Annotated in this window: 13 protein-coding genes; 4 read left to right on the top strand and 9 right to left on the bottom strand. The window is 61.9% G+C overall.

What is annotated here, in order from left to right; translation table 11 throughout:
* Positions 1 to 71 precede the first annotated feature (71 nt).
* Positions 72 to 572, bottom strand: coding sequence for an ATP-dependent zinc protease (locus tag V3314_RS05335; protein WP_015268670.1), 501 nt, complete (start codon positions 570 to 572; stop codon positions 72 to 74).
* A 182-nt stretch (positions 573 to 754) separates the two neighbouring features.
* Here V3314_RS05335 and V3314_RS05330 point away from each other — a divergent pair, with 182 nt between their 5' ends.
* The gene (locus V3314_RS05330) at positions 755 to 1,642 is read left to right on the top strand and encodes an acyltransferase (RefSeq protein WP_135001884.1); all 888 of its coding nucleotides are present in this window, start codon (positions 755 to 757) and stop codon (positions 1,640 to 1,642) included.
* A gap of 245 nt (positions 1,643 to 1,887) precedes the next feature.
* Positions 1,888 to 3,237: an APC family permease gene (locus V3314_RS05325; protein ID WP_046614474.1), complete on the top strand. Its 1,350-nt coding sequence runs from the start codon at positions 1,888 to 1,890 to the stop codon at positions 3,235 to 3,237.
* A 141-nt stretch (positions 3,238 to 3,378) separates the two neighbouring features.
* On the opposite strand, the gene V3314_RS05320 is transcribed toward V3314_RS05325, so the two are convergent.
* From V3314_RS05320 to V3314_RS05285, 8 genes are all read right to left on the bottom strand, one after another.
* On the bottom strand, positions 3,379 to 3,960 hold the full coding sequence (locus V3314_RS05320) for a DUF2780 domain-containing protein (protein ID WP_013970525.1): 582 nt from the start codon (positions 3,958 to 3,960) through the stop codon (positions 3,379 to 3,381).
* Positions 3,961 to 4,225: 265 nt separating this feature from the next.
* Positions 4,226 to 5,425 carry a formaldehyde dehydrogenase, glutathione-independent gene (fdhA, locus tag V3314_RS05315; RefSeq protein ID WP_015268662.1) on the bottom strand — a complete coding sequence of 400 codons (1,200 nt, stop codon included), beginning with the start codon at positions 5,423 to 5,425 and terminating at the stop codon, positions 4,226 to 4,228.
* A 303-nt stretch (positions 5,426 to 5,728) separates the two neighbouring features.
* Complete coding sequence (gene purU, locus V3314_RS05310) at positions 5,729 to 6,586, bottom strand: formyltetrahydrofolate deformylase (RefSeq protein WP_046614475.1); 858 nt, start codon at positions 6,584 to 6,586, stop codon at positions 5,729 to 5,731.
* 12 nt (positions 6,587 to 6,598) lie between these two features.
* On the bottom strand, positions 6,599 to 7,231 hold the full coding sequence (gene soxG, locus V3314_RS05305; protein WP_046614476.1) for a sarcosine oxidase subunit gamma family protein: 633 nt from the start codon (positions 7,229 to 7,231) through the stop codon (positions 6,599 to 6,601).
* Positions 7,232 to 7,409: 178 nt separating this feature from the next.
* A complete protein-coding gene (locus V3314_RS05300; protein WP_046614477.1) occupies positions 7,410 to 10,427 on the bottom strand; it encodes a sarcosine oxidase subunit alpha in 3,018 nt (1,005 codons plus the stop codon).
* Complete coding sequence (locus V3314_RS05295; protein WP_013970519.1) at positions 10,424 to 10,759, bottom strand: sarcosine oxidase subunit delta; 336 nt, start codon at positions 10,757 to 10,759, stop codon at positions 10,424 to 10,426. The genes V3314_RS05300 and V3314_RS05295 overlap by 4 nt, the downstream gene beginning before the upstream one ends.
* 14 nt (positions 10,760 to 10,773) lie before the next feature.
* Complete coding sequence (locus tag V3314_RS05290; RefSeq protein ID WP_003255680.1) at positions 10,774 to 12,024, bottom strand: sarcosine oxidase subunit beta family protein; 1,251 nt, start codon at positions 12,022 to 12,024, stop codon at positions 10,774 to 10,776.
* Positions 12,025 to 12,039: 15 nt separating this feature from the next.
* On the bottom strand, positions 12,040 to 13,293 hold the full coding sequence (locus V3314_RS05285; RefSeq protein ID WP_025337394.1) for a serine hydroxymethyltransferase: 1,254 nt from the start codon (positions 13,291 to 13,293) through the stop codon (positions 12,040 to 12,042).
* A 338-nt stretch (positions 13,294 to 13,631) separates the two neighbouring features.
* Between V3314_RS05285 and V3314_RS05280 the strand changes: the two genes are divergently transcribed.
* Positions 13,632 to 14,672, top strand: coding sequence for a low specificity L-threonine aldolase (locus V3314_RS05280; protein ID WP_046614478.1), 1,041 nt, complete (start codon positions 13,632 to 13,634; stop codon positions 14,670 to 14,672).
* 225 nt (positions 14,673 to 14,897) lie between these two features.
* A complete protein-coding gene (locus V3314_RS05275; protein ID WP_152666415.1) occupies positions 14,898 to 15,338 on the top strand; it encodes a hypothetical protein in 441 nt (146 codons plus the stop codon).
* The last annotated feature ends 110 nt before the right edge of the window (positions 15,339 to 15,448 follow it).

Genomic DNA, 15,448 nt, shown 5'->3' with positions numbered 1-15,448 from the left:
AGACTGGACTTTTAACTTACCGGCCTCTTAGCGGGCAAGCCCGCGAAGAGGCCGGTACACGTGGTTTGCAATCAGCAGCCTGGCTTGCCAGCAGTGAACTTCTTGGCCGGGTTGACCGCCGCCTTGAACTCGCGCAACGCCTTGGAGCCCACCAGCAGCGGGTAGTTGAAGCTGCTGCGGTCCACCAGGTTCACTTCCACGGTGCGCTTCACGTCCCCCAGGCACAGCTCCAGGTCGACCACCGGGCGCTTGGAGATTTCCGGCGCATCGCCTTCCTCCTCTTCATCGGCACGGCCCTTGATCTTGCTGATGCGCGAGACCTTGTGCTCGTAAACCTTGCCGTCCGAGTCCTTGGTAGCCAGGCGGAAGCGTACCCACTCGTCGCCATCACGGGTGAACAGCTCGATATCCTTGGCCGACAGCGACGCGGTGAAGGCACCGGTATCCATCTTGGCTTTCAGGGTTTCGCCCAGTTCGGGCAGGGCTATGTTCTCGTAACGGCCATAGATTGTGGGCTCGGCGGCCATGACCGGCAGCGCCAACAACGACAACAGGGCAAGCAGAGGTTTCACAGGCAAGCTTCCTTGAAGAGGGTCAGTGCTTAGACTGCACTGGCAGGATAGGTTCGCTGTCACAAGCCTAACCAACATAATGTGAAACATTTGTCCTCGCCGCAGGGCACTGGAAATTTGGCGTAGGCCACTGCCCTGCTTATCATTGCCAACCGTTTATCTCCCACAACAAGAGTCTCTTTATGCGTCGCCTGCTGACCGGCATCCTCACTACCACCCTGCTGCTGCTCAACACCTTGGTGTTGATCTGCCCGCTGCTGGTCTTCGCCCTGCTCAAACTAGTGCTGCCGGGGCGTGGGCGTGACTATGCCTCATGGGCGGTGATGTGGGTGGCCGAGACTTGGTCGGAGATCGACAAAGCCATCTTTGCCCTGTGCATTCCTACCCAGTGGGATATCCGCGGCGTCGAGAACCTGCGCAAGGACACTTCGTACCTGGCCGTCAGCAACCACCAGTCCTGGGTCGACATTCCGGCGCTGATCGAGAGCCTCAACCGCCGTACACCGTTTTTCAAGTTCTTCCTGAAGAAGGAGCTGATCTGGGTACCACTGCTGGGCCTTGCCTGGTGGGGGCTGGATTACCCGTTCATGAAGCGCTACAGCAAGGCCTTCCTGGAGAAGCACCCCGAGCTGAAAGGCAAGGACCTGGAAATCACCAAGGCTGCTTGTGAACTGTTCAAGCGCCAGCCGGTGACCGTGGTGAACTACCTGGAAGGCACGCGCTTCACCGAAGCCAAGCGTCAGCAGCAGCAATCGCCGTATCGCTACCTGCTCAAGCCCAAGGCTGGTGGTGTGGCGTTCGTGTTGGCGGCATTGGGCGAGCAACTGGATGCCTTGCTGGATGTGACCATCGTCTACCCTGGCAACAAGGCGCCGGGTTTCTGGGATTTGCTCAATGGCAGCATCAGCCGGGTGATTATCGACATTCGTTTGCGTGAGCTGGACCCGATGCTGTGGGCAGGGGATTACGAGAATGATGCTGAGTTCAGGCAGACCGTGCAGGCCTGGGTGAACCAGTTGTGGGTGGAGAAGGACTTGCGGATCGAGCAGCTGCGAGCCGAAATGGGCTGAGATATTTACTGCCTGTACCGGCCTCTTCGCGGGCTCGCCCGCTCCCACAGGATCTCCACAGTTTTCGAATTCTGTGCAGGTCCTGTGGTAGCGGGCGAGCCCGCGAAGAGGCCGGTACAGGCATTACAAGGATCCGATTAAAAACCTGGCTAATAATCAGCATTAGGATTACTTCTTTGTCACACCGCACCTAGGTGGATAAAAATCGGCCAAAGCACAACTACAAAAATGCTCTGGATCGAATGATGGCCAACCCACCCAGCTCCACCCCCGTCCAGCTCCGCCGTGTCCTCGGCCTGCCCGCCCTGGTGTTCTTCGGCCTGGTGTACATGGTCCCGCTGACCATCTTCACCACTTACGGCATCGTCACCGAACTTACTGGTGGCCGCACGGCTGGCGCCTACATGGTCACGCTGGTGGCCATGCTGTTCACCGCCACATCCTACAGTTTCATGGTCAAACGCTTCCCGGTCGCGGGCTCGGCGTACTCCTATACCAACATGGCCTTTGGCCCGAACGTTGGCTTCCTGGCTGGCTGGTCGCTGCTGCTCGACTACCTGTTCCTGCCGATGATCAACTACCTGCTGATCGGCCTGTTCCTCAACATAGCCTTCCCCGCCATACCCGCGTGGTCGATCGCACTGGCCTCCATTGCCCTGGTCACGGCGCTCAACGTGGTCGGCATTCACTCTGTGGCCAAGACCAGCAACCTGATCGTCGGCGCACAGATCGTCTTCATCGTGGTGTTCGTCGCCCTGTCCTGCCAGTCCCTGGCCGGCCAGCCGCTCGACCTGCTTTCGCCACTGCTGGGCGACGGTTCGCAGCCGGGCTTCGGCGCGCTGATGGCTGGTGCGGCGGTGCTGTGCCTGTCGTTCCTCGGCTTTGACGCTGTCTCTACCTTGGCCGAAGAATGCCGCGATGCCCGCCGCGATGTGCCCCGGGCCATCATCCTCACCACCTTATTCGCCGGTTTGCTGTTCACCGTGCTGGCCTACGTCAGCCAATTGGTGCTGCCGGGCACCACCTTTGCCAATGCCGATGCGGCGGCCAACGAGGTGATGTTCAAGGCGGGCGGTCAGTTCCTGGCCAACTTCTTCACTGCGGCCTATGTGGCTGGCAGCCTGGGCTCGGCACTGGCCTCGCAGGCGGCAGTTTCGCGCATTCTGTTCACCATGGGCCGTGACAAGGTGCTGCCGCAGCGTACTTTCGGCTACCTGTCACCGCGCTTTGGCACGCCAGTGTTCGCAATTCTGCTGGTTTCGGCGTTCTCGTTGCTGGCGTTGGTAATAGACCTGGCGACCCTTGCCTCGCTGATCAGCTTTGGTGCACTGGTGGCGTTTTCGGCGGTGAACCTTGCGGTGGTGAAAACCCATCTGGTGGACGATGCCACGCAGCTCAGCCTCAAAGGGCTGCTGAGCTATGGCCTGGTTCCGCTGGTGGGGTTGGGGCTGACACTGTGGCTGTGGACCAGCCTGTCGGCGCTGACCTTGGTTATTGGCCTGTGCTGGTTTGCGGTGGGTCTTGCGTACCTCGCAGTACTGACCGCCGGCTTCCGCCGCCCGGTGCGGCTGGTGGACTTCTCAGAAGCTGCATGACCTGAAAATTGCGCTGGCTGTACTGGCCTCATCGCCGGCAAGCCAGCTCCCACAAGGTTCTCGTTGCCTTCAGGGCTGGTGCTGTAACCGTGGGGGAGCTGGCTTGCCGGCGATGAGGCCGGTACTGGTGTTACAAAATGATCAGACCGAAGGTCGGGTCAATGGAGCAGGAGTGGTCCACAAACTCCCCAGGTTCTGCAACAGCGACCCGGCAATCCCCTGCTGCCCCAGGTACTGAAGCAGCAACGGCGCAAACTGCCCGATCATCCCGGTATCCATCCCCAGCGCCTTGAACGCATTGTCCAGGTCGCTGCGGTTTTCCACATTGTTGCCCAGCGCATTGCTCAAGGCCGACTGGCTCTCGCTGTTCTTGCCCAGCAACTCACCCAGGCCACTCAAGCCACCCAGTGCATTGGCCCCGGCAAGCAGGTCCAGCCCCGGTACGGCCTTGGTCAATTGGCCGTAGTCGTCGCTGCTCAGGTTGTTGCGCGCCAGCCCCAGCATGGCCCCTGCACCACCCACGGCTTGTTCTGGGGTGATATTCAATTGGCTGCCCAAGGTATTGAGCAGGTTTGCCTGCGCCTCGGGTGCCTGCACCTGGCCTTGCTGGCTCTGATTCTGGTTCTGCATGGCCGACACGGCGTTGGCGGCGTCGCTGAGGTTGAAGGCGAACACCGGGCTTGCGGCCAGGGTCATCAGAGTTGCCAGGGTGAATGCTTTCATCGGGAGGGACCTCGTGGGCCAGGATGGCCTGGGAAACGCGAGTTTTGACTGGGATCTCGCAGCTTTGTTCCGACCCGGCTGTCGACCACTTTTGCTGACCGCCTCAGTGCTTTTGACCTGGATACCTGCCCATGTAAAAAATGCTAGCGTTGCTTGGGAAAAAATAATCGCTGATTTGGGCCTTGCCGAAGCAGGTTCACAGGTTCTCCACTCAGCCCAAAAAAAGAGCCCCTCATATTGAGGGGCTCTTTGTTACTTCACGCGATCAGGCTGCGCCCCACATCTTGTGCGGGTCGATCACGAATTTCTTCGGCACACCTGCATCGAACTCGCCATAACCTTCCGGCGCCTGATCCAGGTTGATCACCTGCACGCCAACCACTTCGGCGATGTTGATACGGTCCCACATGATCGCCTGCATCAACTGGCGGTTGTACTTCATGGTCGGGGTCTGGCCGGTGTGGAAGCTGTGCGACTTGGCCCAGCCCAGGCCGAAGCGAATGCTCAAGGCACCGATCTTGGCGGCAGCATCCACCGCACCCGGATCTTCGGTCACGTACAGGCCCGGGATACCGATGTTGCCGGCAACGCGGGTAACCTGCATCAACGAGTTCAGCACCGTGGCCGGGGCTTCATGCTTGGCACCTTCGTGGCCATGCCCGCGGGCCTCGAAGCCAACGGCGTCGATGGCGCAGTCCACTTCCGGCTCGCCGAGGATATCGACGATCTGCTCGTGCAGCGGGGTGTCCTTGGACAAGTCGACCACCTCGAAGCCCTGGGACTTGGCATGGGCCAGGCGGGCCGGGTTGAGGTCGCCGACGATGACGCAGGCAGCGCCCAGCAGGCGTGCCGAGGCAGCAGCAGCCAGGCCGACGGGGCCGGCACCGGCGACATAGACGGTGCTGCCTGGGCCAACGCCGGCAGTCACGGCACCGTGGTAGCCGGTCGGCAGGATGTCGGACAGGCAGGTCAGGTCACGAATTTTCTCCATGGCCTTGTCGCGCTCAGGCAGTTTCAGCAGGTTGAAGTCAGCATACGGCACCAGCACGTACTCGGCCTGGCCGCCGGTCCAGTCGCCCATGTCGACGTAACCGTAGGCGCCGCCGGCGCGGGCAGGGTTGACGGTGAGGCAGACACCAGTGTGCATCTCTTTGCAGGAGCGGCAACGGCCACAGGCGACGTTGAAGGGTACCGAGACCAGGTCGCCGATCTGCATGCGCTCGACATCGCGGCCTTTCTCGACGATTTCACCGGTGATTTCGTGGCCCAGGACCAGGCCGACCTGGGCAGTGGTGCGACCGCGGACCATGTGCTGGTCGGAGCCGCAGATGTTGGTGGAGACCACCTTCAGGATCACGCCGTGCTCGATCTTCTTGCCGCGTGGGTCCTGCATTTTCGGGTAGTCGATCTTCTGCACCTCGACCTTGCCGGCGCCGAGATATACCACTCCACGATTGCCAGACATGCTCTTACCTCGCTTGATTTGTAGTTATGCAGCGGTGGTTGAACGCGCCGCCATCCGTGGGCGGCATGTGTTTCTGGAATGAGGGGAATTGTGGGCCTGATGGGACGGGATGCACTGACTGGGAGCGACAGGGAGATGCCTTTTAGCGGCAGGTTTGTCGTTGTCGGAAATGGGGAACAGGGGTGGTGGCCTGTGCCGGCCCCTTAGCGGCTGAAGCCGCTCCCACAGGGTTTGGCGCAAGGCTCAACGCCAACGCTGTACCTGTGGGAGCGGGTTTACCCGCGAAGTGGCCAGTGCAGGTTATTACAAAACTACGGTCCGGTTGGCGTTGAGGAACACTCGCCGCTCGATGTGATAACCCACGGCCCGCGCCAAGGTCAGGCATTCGATGTCGCGCCCTTTGGCAATCAGGTCTTCCGGGTAATGGCTGTGGTCCACCACCTCGACACCCTGGGCAATGATCGGCCCTTCGTCGAGGTCGTTGTTGATGTAGTGCGCCGTAGCGCCGACCATCTTCACGCCTTTGTTGTATGCCTGGTGGTAAGGCTTGGCGCCCTTGAACCCTGGCAGCAACGAGTGGTGAATGTTGATCGCCCAGCCATCCAGGCGCCGGCACAGCTCTGGCGACAGAACCTGCATGTAGCGTGCAAGTATCACCAGCTCGGCACCGGTTTCCTCGATCACCTGAAGTACCTTGCGCTCTTGCCCAGGCTTGTCCTTCGGGTCCAGGGCAAAGTGGTAATAAGGGATCTTGTGCCAGTGTGCCAGGGGTTCGAGATCGGGGTGATTGGACACCACCGCGACCACGTCCATGGCCAGCTGACCGATACGCTGGCGATACAGCAGATCGTTAAGGCAATGGTCGGCCTTGGACACCATGATCACCACCTTGGGGCGGTGATTCGGTGCGGTCAGCTCGAAGGCCATGCCGAACGCATCGCTGCGCTCGGCGAGGCCGGCGCGGAAGCCGGCTTCGTCGAAATCGTCCGGCTGGCGGAACTCCACGCGAATGAAGAAACGCCCCGACAGCCGGTCATCGAAGGAGTGGTGCTCCGTCACGTAGCAGCGCTGCTCGAAGAGGTAACGCGTCACCACGTCGACGGTGCCGAGCATGCTCGGGCAGTCGGCGGTGAGAATCCAGGTATCCGGTGCCCGACTCATGTTCTGTTCTCCTTAAGCCTCGATGCTCAGACCGTACTCGGCCGAAGCGTCCTGCAGCCACAGCCACCAGTAGTCGGCGAAGCTGCGGCGAATCACCAGCTCCCAGGTGTCTTCGGCGGTGCGGCGGATCACCAGTTGCGACTTGGCGAACACGGTGCCGACAGCCTTGCCCACCGGGAAGTTGTTCGGGTGAACATCATAGCTGGTGGATTTCATCAGCACTTCGCGCACGTTCGGGCCGCGCAGCTCCAGCAGGCTCTGCCCGCCGCTGACATTGACCACCTGGATGTGCTGGCCTTCGAGGGCAGCACGCAGTTTCTGCTCGACCGCCAGTTCCTGGCCGCCAGGCACGATCAGCAGCCACTCGTCGGGGCCGACCCATTGCAGCGACATTTCGTTGTTGGCGACCACCGTCAGTGCCACTGGCAGCTCCAGGCCCAGGGCCTTGTGCACGCCGGCGGCGAATTCCGGGTCGTGGCCGTTGCCACGGATGGTCAGGTGGCCGAGGAACTTGCGTTCACGCAGGGTCACACCTGCGTTCTTGCGGCCTTTGCCAACCAGGCTGGCCAGGTCGGCGTGGTGCAGTGGCGACTGGGCCTTGGCCTCGGCGCCGGGGTTTTGCTGGAAGACGTTGATAGCACTCATTTCTTACCTGCCTTGAATTCTTGTTCGTCGATGCGACGCAGCTTGTGTTGGGGCTACCGGCCTCATCGCCGGCAAGCCAGCTCCCACAGGGACCTCGCCAACCTTCAAAGCTGCATCGATCCTGTGGGAGCCCGGCTTGCCGGCGATGAGGCCTGGCCTGCCCCCACAGGGCCCGGAGTCAAACGTTCTGCCGCTCACCCTTCGGATCGAAGAACACCGAAGACACGATCTCCGCCTCGATCACGCTGCCATCTGCCTGCGGCGAGTAGACGCGCTCGCCCATGCGCTTGAGGCCGCCTTTGACCACACCCATGGCGAACGAGTAGCCCAGGGAGTTGGACGCATAGCTGGAGGTGACGTGGCCAACCATATCCATCGGGATCGGCTGCTTCGGATCGAACACCAGCTGGGCGCCTTCGGGCAGCCACTTGGTCGGGTCGATCGGCTTCAGGCCTACCAGCTGTTTGCGGTTCTCACGCACGCAGTCTTCGCGGTTCATGCCACGCAGGCCGATCCACGAGTACGGCTTGTTGCGGCCTACGCACCAGCTCATGTTCAGGTCGTCCGGGGTCATCGAGCCGTCGGTATCCTGGCCAACAATGATGAAGCCCTTCTCGGCGCGCAGTACGTGCATGGTCTCGGTGCCGTACGGGGTCAGGTTGTACTTCTTGCCCGCCTCGACGATCTGTTCCAGCACGCCCATGGCGTAGTTGGCCTGCACGTTCACTTCGTACGACAGCTCGCCGGTGAACGAAATACGGAACACCCGGGCCGGTACGCCGCCGACGTTGCCTTCCTTCCAGGTCATGAACGGGAAGGCTTCCTTGTCCATGTCAATGTCGGTCAACTCGCTGAGCAACTTGCGGCTGTTGGGGCCGGACAGGGTCATGGTGGCCCAGTGGTCGGTGACCGAGGTGAAGTACACCTTCAGTTCCGGCCATTCGGTCTGGTGATACAGCTCCATCCACTGCAGCACGCGTGCAGCGCCGCCGGTTGTGGTGGTCATGATGAAGTGGTTGTCGCCGACGCAGGCGGTTACACCGTCGTCGAAGACCATGCCGTCTTCCTTGCACATCAGGCCGTAGCGGGCCTTGCCCACGTCGAGCTTGGTCCAGGCGTTGGTGTAGATGCGGTTCAGGAACTCACGAGCATCCGGACCCTGGATGTCGATCTTGCCCAGGGTCGAGGCGTCCAGCAGGCCAACGCTGTCACGCACGGCCTTGCATTCGCGAGCCACGGCAGCATGGATGTCTTCACCGGCTTTCGGGAAATACCACGGGCGCTTCCACTGGCCGACGTCTTCGAACTCGGCGCCGTTCTTCACGTGCCAGGCATGCAGGGCAGTGAAGCGTACCGGTTCGAACAGGTGGCCACAGTGACGGCCCGCTACCGCGCCGAAGGTCACCGGCGTGTAGTTGGGGCGGAACATGGTGGTGCCCATTTCCGGAATGGTAATACCGATCGAACGGGCGGCGATGGCCAGGCCGTTGATGTTGCCCAGTTTGCCCTGGTCGGTACCGAAGCCCAGCGCGGTGTAGCGTTTTACGTGCTCGACCGACTCGAAGCCTTCACGGGTGGCCAGTTCGATGGCGGCCGCGGTGACGTCGTTCTGCTGGTCGACGAACTGCTTGGGTGCGCGGGCAGTGCCCTTGTCGTGCGGCACCTGGAACAGCGCCACGGTGGGCTCTTCCTTGCGCGCAACGGTTTTCGGCAGGCTGCCGACCGTGGCTTTGAAGCCCGCTTCGGTGGCTGCGCGAACGCCGCCTTCGAAGCCATCGGCGATCACGTCGCCCAGGGCGTAGACGCCATTGATGCCACCCACGCATTCGCGTTTCTGCGGAGCATCGCCCGGCACGAAGCCGAGGATGTCTTCACGCCATACCGGGCGACCGCCCAGGTGCGAAGCCAGGTGCACGATCGGGCTGTAGCCACCGGAGGTAGCGATCAGGTCGCATTCGAGGGTTTCGCCAGGGCTGGTGACCTTGTGTGCCTGCACATCGATGGCGGCCACACGGGCGCCGGTGACGTGCTTGCTGCCCTTGGCCTCGATCACGGCGCTGGAAGTGAGGATGCGGATGCCTTTGGCACGTGCTTCTTCAACCAGCGAGCCACGCGGGTTGTGGCGAGCGTCGGCAATGGCGACCACTTGCAGGCCGGCGTCGTGCCAGTCCAGCGCGGCACGGTAGGCGTGGTCGTTGTTGGTCGACAGCACCAGCTTGCGGCCCGGGGCCACGCCGTAGCGGCGCACGTAGGTGGACACGGCACCGGCCAGCATGTTGCCCGGCAGGTCGTTGTTGCCGTACACCAGCGGGCGCTCGTGGGCGCCCGCAGCCAGGACCACGCGCTTGGCGCGGACACGGTGCACGCGGTGGCGTACCTGGCCGATCGGGGCGCGGTCGCCGAGGTGGTCGGTGAGGCGCTCGTGGATGGTTAGGAAGTTATGGTCGTGGTAGCCGTTGACCGTGGCACGTGGCAGCAGGGTCACTTCCGGCAGGCTTTCCAGCTCTTTGACCACGGCGCTGACCCAATCGGCAGCAGGTTTGCCGTCGAGGGTTTCGCGGGTGTCGAGCAGGCTGCCGCCGAACTCTTCCTGCTCGTCAGCCAGGATCACGCGGGCACCGCTGCGGGCAGCGGCCAGTGCAGCGGCCAGGCCAGCAGGGCCGGCGCCGACGACCAGCACGTCGCAGTGCTGGTTCATGTAGTCGTAGCTGTCCGGGTCGTTCTGCAGCGGCGCGCGGCCAAGGCCTGCGGCTTTGCGGATGTACTTCTCGTAAGTCATCCAGAACGATTTCGGGTACATGAAGGTTTTGTAGTAGAAGCCCGGCGGCATCATGCTGCCGCCTACCTTGCCCAGGATGCCCATGACGTCGTTGTTGACGTTCGGCCAGCCGTTGGTGCTGGTAGCTACAAGACCTGCGTACAGCGCCTGCTGGGTGGCACGCACGTTGGGGATCTGGGTGGCTTCGCTGGAGCCGATCTGCAGGATGGCGTTCGGCTCTTCGGTACCGGCGGCGATGATGCCGCGTGGACGCGAATACTTGAAGCTGCGGCCGACGATGTCGACGCCGTTGGCCAGCAACGCGGCGGCCAGGCTGTCACCGGCATAACCTTGGTAGGTCTTGCCGTTGAAAGTGAAGTTCAGGACCTTGCTGCGGTCGATACGGCCGCCGCTGGCGAGGCGATAGGTCTGGCTCATACTTTTTCCCCTTGGCCTTTGACGGTCGACGCGGCGCTGTTCTGCTTGCCGCTGGCGGTCACTTGCGGCTTCTCGCCAATCTTGTAGGTTTCCAGAATCTCGTAGGTCACGGTGTCGCGAGTGACGTTGAAATACTGGCGGCAGCCGGCAACGTGGTCCCACAGTTCGTGGTGAATACCGCGTGGGTTGTCACGGTAGAACATGTAGGTACCCCATTCCTCGTCAGAGCAGGCGTTAGGGTCCAGCGGGCGGGCGATGTGCGCCTGGCCAGAGGCGTGGAACTCTTCTTCGGAGCGCAGCTCGCCGCAGTGGGGACAGAAAATATGCAACATGACGGTGTCTCCGGTTAGTGGGCGACGGCGGCGGCGCCGTGTTCGTCGATCAGTGCGCCGTTGTAGAAACGGTCCATGGAGAACGGCGCGGCCAGTGGGTGCATTTCGCCCTTGGCCAGGCTCGCGGCGAAGACGTTGCCCGAACCTGGGGTAGCCTTGAAGCCGCCAGTACCCCAACCGCAGTTGAAGAACATGTTCTTGACCGGGGTCTTGGTGATGATCGGGCAAGCGTCCGGCGAGGTATCGACGATGCCGCCCCACTGGCGGTTCATACGCACGCGCGAGAGGTTGGGGAACATCTCGACGATGGCCTGCAGGGTGTGCTCGATCACCGGGTAAGAGCCGCGCTGGCCGTAGCCGACCCAGCCGTCGATACCGGCACCGATCACCAGGTCGCCCTTGTCGGACTGGCTGATGTAGCCGTGCACGGCGTTGGACATGATCACGCTGTCGATGATCGGCTTGATCGGCTCGGATACCAGCGCCTGCAGCGGGTGCGATTCCAGCGGCAGGCGGAAGCCGGCCAGCTTGGCCATGTGCCCGGAGTTACCGGCGGTGACCACGCCGACGCGCTTGGCGCCGATGAAGCCTTTGTTGGTTTCCACACCGATGACCGCGCCGTTTTCCTTGCGGAAGCCGATCACTTCGGTCTGCTGGATCAGGTCCACGCCCAGGGCGTCGGCGGCACGGGCGAAGCCCCAGGCCACGGCGTCGTGACGCGCCACGCCGCCACGGCGCTGCACGGTGGCACCGAGGATCGGGTAGCGGGTGTTCTTCGAGCAGTCCAGGTACGGGATCTCGGCCGCGACCTGGGCGGTGTTGAGCAGTTCGCCATCCACGCCGTTCAGGCGGTTGGCGCTGACCCGGCGCTCGGAGTCACGCATGTCCTGCAGGGTGTGGCACAGGTTGTACACGCCGCGCTGGGAGAACATCACGTTGTAGTTGAGGTCCTGGGACAGGCCCTCCCACAGCTTCATGGCGTGTTCGTACAGGTGCGCCGACTCATCCCACAGGTAGTTGGAACGCACGATAGTGGTGTTACGGGCAGTGTTGCCGCCGCCCAGGTAGCCCTTCTCGATCACGGCAACGTTGGTGATGCCGTGTTCCTTGGCCAGGTAGTAGGCCGTGGCCAGGCCATGGCCGCCACCGCCGACGATAACCACGTCGTAGACCTTTTTAGGGGTTGGCGTGCGCCACATGCGCTGCCAGTTCTCGTGGTGGCTGAGGGAGTGCTTGAAAAGGCCGAAGCCCGAGTAACGTTGCATGGTGTGTGACTCCACTCAGCGGTAAACAGGGAAATCTGCGCACAGGGCCGCGACGTTCTTCGCCACATCGGCTTCGACGTCTGCGTCACCGAGGTTGTCGAGGATGTCGCAGATCCAGCCGGCCAAGGCCACGCACTGAGCGACCTTGAAGCCGCGGGTGGTGACAGCCGGGGTGCCGATACGCAGGCCCGAGGTGACGAATGGCGACTGCGGGTCATTCGGCACGGCGTTCTTGTTGACGGTGATGTGCGCGCGGCCCAGGGCGGCGTCGGCATCTTTGCCGGTGAGACCCTGGCGGATCAGGCTGACCAGGAACAGGTGGTTGTCGGTGCCGCCAGAAACCACATCGTAGCCGCGGTCGATGAACACCTGGGCCATGGCCTGGGCGTTTTCGATCACTTGTTGCTGGTAGGCTTTGAATTCAGGCTCCAGTGCTTCCTTGAAGCACACGGCCTTGGCGGCGATCACGTGCATCAGCGGGCCGCCCTGGGCGCCAGGGAACACTGCGGCGTTCAGTTTCTTCTCGATCTCTTCGTTCGACTTGGCCAGGATCAGACCGCCACGTGGGCCGCGCAGGGTCTTGTGGGTGGTAGTGGTAACCACATCGGCGAACGGGATAGGGTTCGGGTACAGGCCAGCGGCAACCAGGCCGGCTACGTGGGCCATGTCGACGAACAGCAGCGCACCGACCTTGTCGGCGATGGCGCGGAAGCGTGGGAAGTCGAGGGTCTTGGAGTAGGCCGAGAAGCCGGCAACGATCATTTTCGGCTTGTGTTCGACAGCCAGGCGCTCGACTTCGTCATAGTCGATCAGGCCGGTGTTGGTGTCGATGCCGTATTGCACAGCGTTGTAGAGCTTGCCCGAGGACGACACCTTGGCGCCGTGGGTCAGGTGGCCGCCGTGGGCCAGGCTCATGCCGAGGATGGTGTCACCAGCCTGCAGCAGGGCCAGGTAGACAGCACCGTTGGCCGAGGAGCCGGAGTGCGGCTGGACGTTGGCGTAGTCGGCGCCGAACAGCTGCTTGGCGCGCTCGATGGCCAGAGCTTCTACCTTGTCCACGTGCTCGCAGCCACCGTAGTAGCGCTTGCCCGGGTAGCCTTCGGCGTACTTGTTGGTCAGGCCGCTGCCTTGGGCCTGCATCACGCGCTTGGAGGTGTAGTTTTCCGAGGCGATCAGCTCGATGTGGTCTTCCTGGCGCTGTTCTTCGGCATTCATCGCCGCCAGCAGTGCATCGTCGTAACCCTGGATCTGGTCTTGCTTGCTGAACATCGTGTATCTCCCGGCAGCGATCGTTTTTTGTCGTGGGGCACTGTGGCCCTTTGTGGCGATGTTATGACTGGCCGGGGCGGGTCAGATGCCTGCGCACGCCTTGCAATGGCGCGTTTACGACATTCGTTTTGCACTGGCCTCTCTGGCCTCATCGCCGGCAAGCCGGCTCCCACAGGAATGACACTGTTCTCAAGCCCTGTGGAGTACCTGTGGGAGCCGGCTTGCCGGCGATAGGGCCAGTACAGGCACCGCTGAAGTCAGCCGATGCACCGCTTGTATAGGCAACTGCTGAATCGATGGTTTAGAGTGCTGTTCTGCGTCGTTCAAAGGACAGTGCCATGACAGACAAGAGCCAACAATTCGCCAGCGACAACTATTCCGGTATCTGCCCCGAAGCCTGGGCGGCGATGGAAAAAGCCAACCATGGCCACGACCGCGCCTACGGCGACGACCAGTGGACCGAACGGGCCGCGGAATACTTCCGCAAGCTGTTCGAAACCGACTGCGAGGTGTTCTTCGCCTTCAACGGCACCGCCGCCAACTCCCTGGCCCTGGCCTCGCTGTGCCAGAGCTACCACAGCGTGATCTGCTCCGAGACCGCCCACGTCGAAACCGATGAGTGCGGCGCGCCGGAGTTCTTCTCCAACGGCTCCAAGCTGCTGACCGCGCCCAGTGTCAACGGTAAGCTGACGCCCGAATCGATCCGCGAGGTAGCGCTGAAGCGCCAGGACATCCACTACCCCAAGCCACGGGTGGTGACCCTGACCCAGGCCACCGAGGTCGGGACCGTCTACCGCCCCAATGAGCTCAAGGCGATCAGCGCCACCTGCAAGGAGCTGGGCCTGAACCTGCACATGGACGGCGCACGTTTCAGCAATGCCTGTTCGTTCCTGGGCTGCAGCCCGGCAGAGCTGACCTGGAAGGCCGGCGTCGACGTGCTGTGCTTCGGTGGCACCAAGAACGGCATGGCGGTGGGCGAGGCGATCCTGTTCTTCAACCGCCAGCTGGCCGAGGACTTCGACTACCGCTGCAAGCAGGCCGGGCAACTGGCATCGAAGATGCGCTTCCTGTCGGCGCCTTGGGTGGGCCTGCTGGAAGATGGTGCCTGGCTGCGCCATGGCGCGCATGCCAACCATTGCGCGCAGTTGCTCGCCTCGCTGGTGAGTGATTTGCCGGGGGTGGAGCTGATGTTCCCGGTTGAGGCCAACGGGGTATTCCTGCAGATGCCAGAGCACGCGATCGAAGCACTGCGCGGCAGGGGGTGGCGGTTCTATACCTTCATTGGTAGCGGCGGGGCGCGGTTCATGTGCTCATGGGATACCGAGGAGGAGCGGGTGCGTGAGCTGGCGACGGATATTCGGGCGATTATCGCTGCATGAAACCGACCCGCCTCGCAGCGATGCGTGTCGCTACGAGGCCGGTCTCTGGTGCGCAGTCTGGCCTACCCCGTTAAACGGGCCGGCTGCGTGAAGTCGGCTTAATTACGGACCCTGTTTTTCGCAACTGGTAAAACTGCCAGTTACGCTTTAAGTTCCGATGAATGAAACTGACTCTCGAGGGACATGTACTTCTCAAGATACCTGTATTCCAAGAGGGACCAAACCATGAGCGCCACTTTGAAATTCCAGTACGAAAACGAAAGTGTCGAAATCGCGGGTAACGCAGAAGCCGCCAAGGCCCTTGCTTCGGTAAAGGTGGGTGACATCGTGCAAGCAGCTTCGCCAACCAACGCCGTTATAGGCAGGGTCGCCAGTATCTCTGTATCAGGTACCCAGGCGGCAGCAAGCAAAACCTACCAGCTGGGTCGTATCCAGCAACCGCTAAAGGCGCGTGTCGGCAAACGTGACACACATGTCGGCGCGACTATTTACGCCAACAAAAAACCCTACACCGTGCATGACGCCGGCGTTATCTCGATCTATACCTCGCAGCCGAAATTCGAGTTTGAAGGCGTGATGATTGAAAACCCAGGCGTATTTGCCGCGATCGAAGTATTCTCCAACAGCGACACCTACATCGATTTTTATATTAATGAGCCGCAGTGAGCAATAGCATTGCTCGGCTGAATAAATAGCCCACCCCAGTATCGTGATTCAACATTCTGGGGTGAGCTACATCAAGCCAGTAACACGTCTATCGACTGCGTTGCTCCCTT

The organism is Pseudomonas sp. TE3-3-F2023, from assembly GCF_036784815.1.
Classification (GTDB): domain Bacteria; phylum Pseudomonadota; class Gammaproteobacteria; order Pseudomonadales; family Pseudomonadaceae; genus Aquipseudomonas; species Aquipseudomonas pudica.
This window is presented reverse-complemented; position numbering and strand designations above follow the sequence as displayed.

Excerpts from the sequence above, each read along its gene's own strand:
- V3314_RS05275 (WP_152666415.1), top strand. The coding sequence starts at position 14,898 with ATGAGCGCCACTTTGAAATTCCAGTACGAAAACGAAAGTGTCGAAATC.
- fdhA (WP_015268662.1), bottom strand. The coding sequence starts at position 5,425 with ATGTCTGGCAATCGTGGAGTGGTATATCTCGGCGCCGGCAAGGTCGAG.
- V3314_RS05285 (WP_025337394.1), bottom strand. The coding sequence starts at position 13,293 with ATGTTCAGCAAGCAAGACCAGATCCAGGGTTACGACGATGCACTGCTG.
- purU (WP_046614475.1), bottom strand. The coding sequence starts at position 6,586 with ATGAGTCGGGCACCGGATACCTGGATTCTCACCGCCGACTGCCCGAGC.
- V3314_RS05325 (WP_046614474.1), top strand. The coding sequence starts at position 1,888 with ATGGCCAACCCACCCAGCTCCACCCCCGTCCAGCTCCGCCGTGTCCTC.
- V3314_RS05290 (WP_003255680.1), bottom strand. The coding sequence starts at position 12,024 with ATGCAACGTTACTCGGGCTTCGGCCTTTTCAAGCACTCCCTCAGCCAC.
- V3314_RS05280 (WP_046614478.1), top strand. The coding sequence starts at position 13,632 with ATGACAGACAAGAGCCAACAATTCGCCAGCGACAACTATTCCGGTATC.
- V3314_RS05320 (WP_013970525.1), bottom strand. The coding sequence starts at position 3,960 with ATGAAAGCATTCACCCTGGCAACTCTGATGACCCTGGCCGCAAGCCCG.
- V3314_RS05300 (WP_046614477.1), bottom strand. The coding sequence starts at position 10,427 with ATGAGCCAGACCTATCGCCTCGCCAGCGGCGGCCGTATCGACCGCAGC.
- soxG (WP_046614476.1), bottom strand. The coding sequence starts at position 7,231 with ATGAGTGCTATCAACGTCTTCCAGCAAAACCCCGGCGCCGAGGCCAAG.
- V3314_RS05295 (WP_013970519.1), bottom strand. The coding sequence starts at position 10,759 with ATGTTGCATATTTTCTGTCCCCACTGCGGCGAGCTGCGCTCCGAAGAA.
- V3314_RS05330 (WP_135001884.1), top strand. The coding sequence starts at position 755 with ATGCGTCGCCTGCTGACCGGCATCCTCACTACCACCCTGCTGCTGCTC.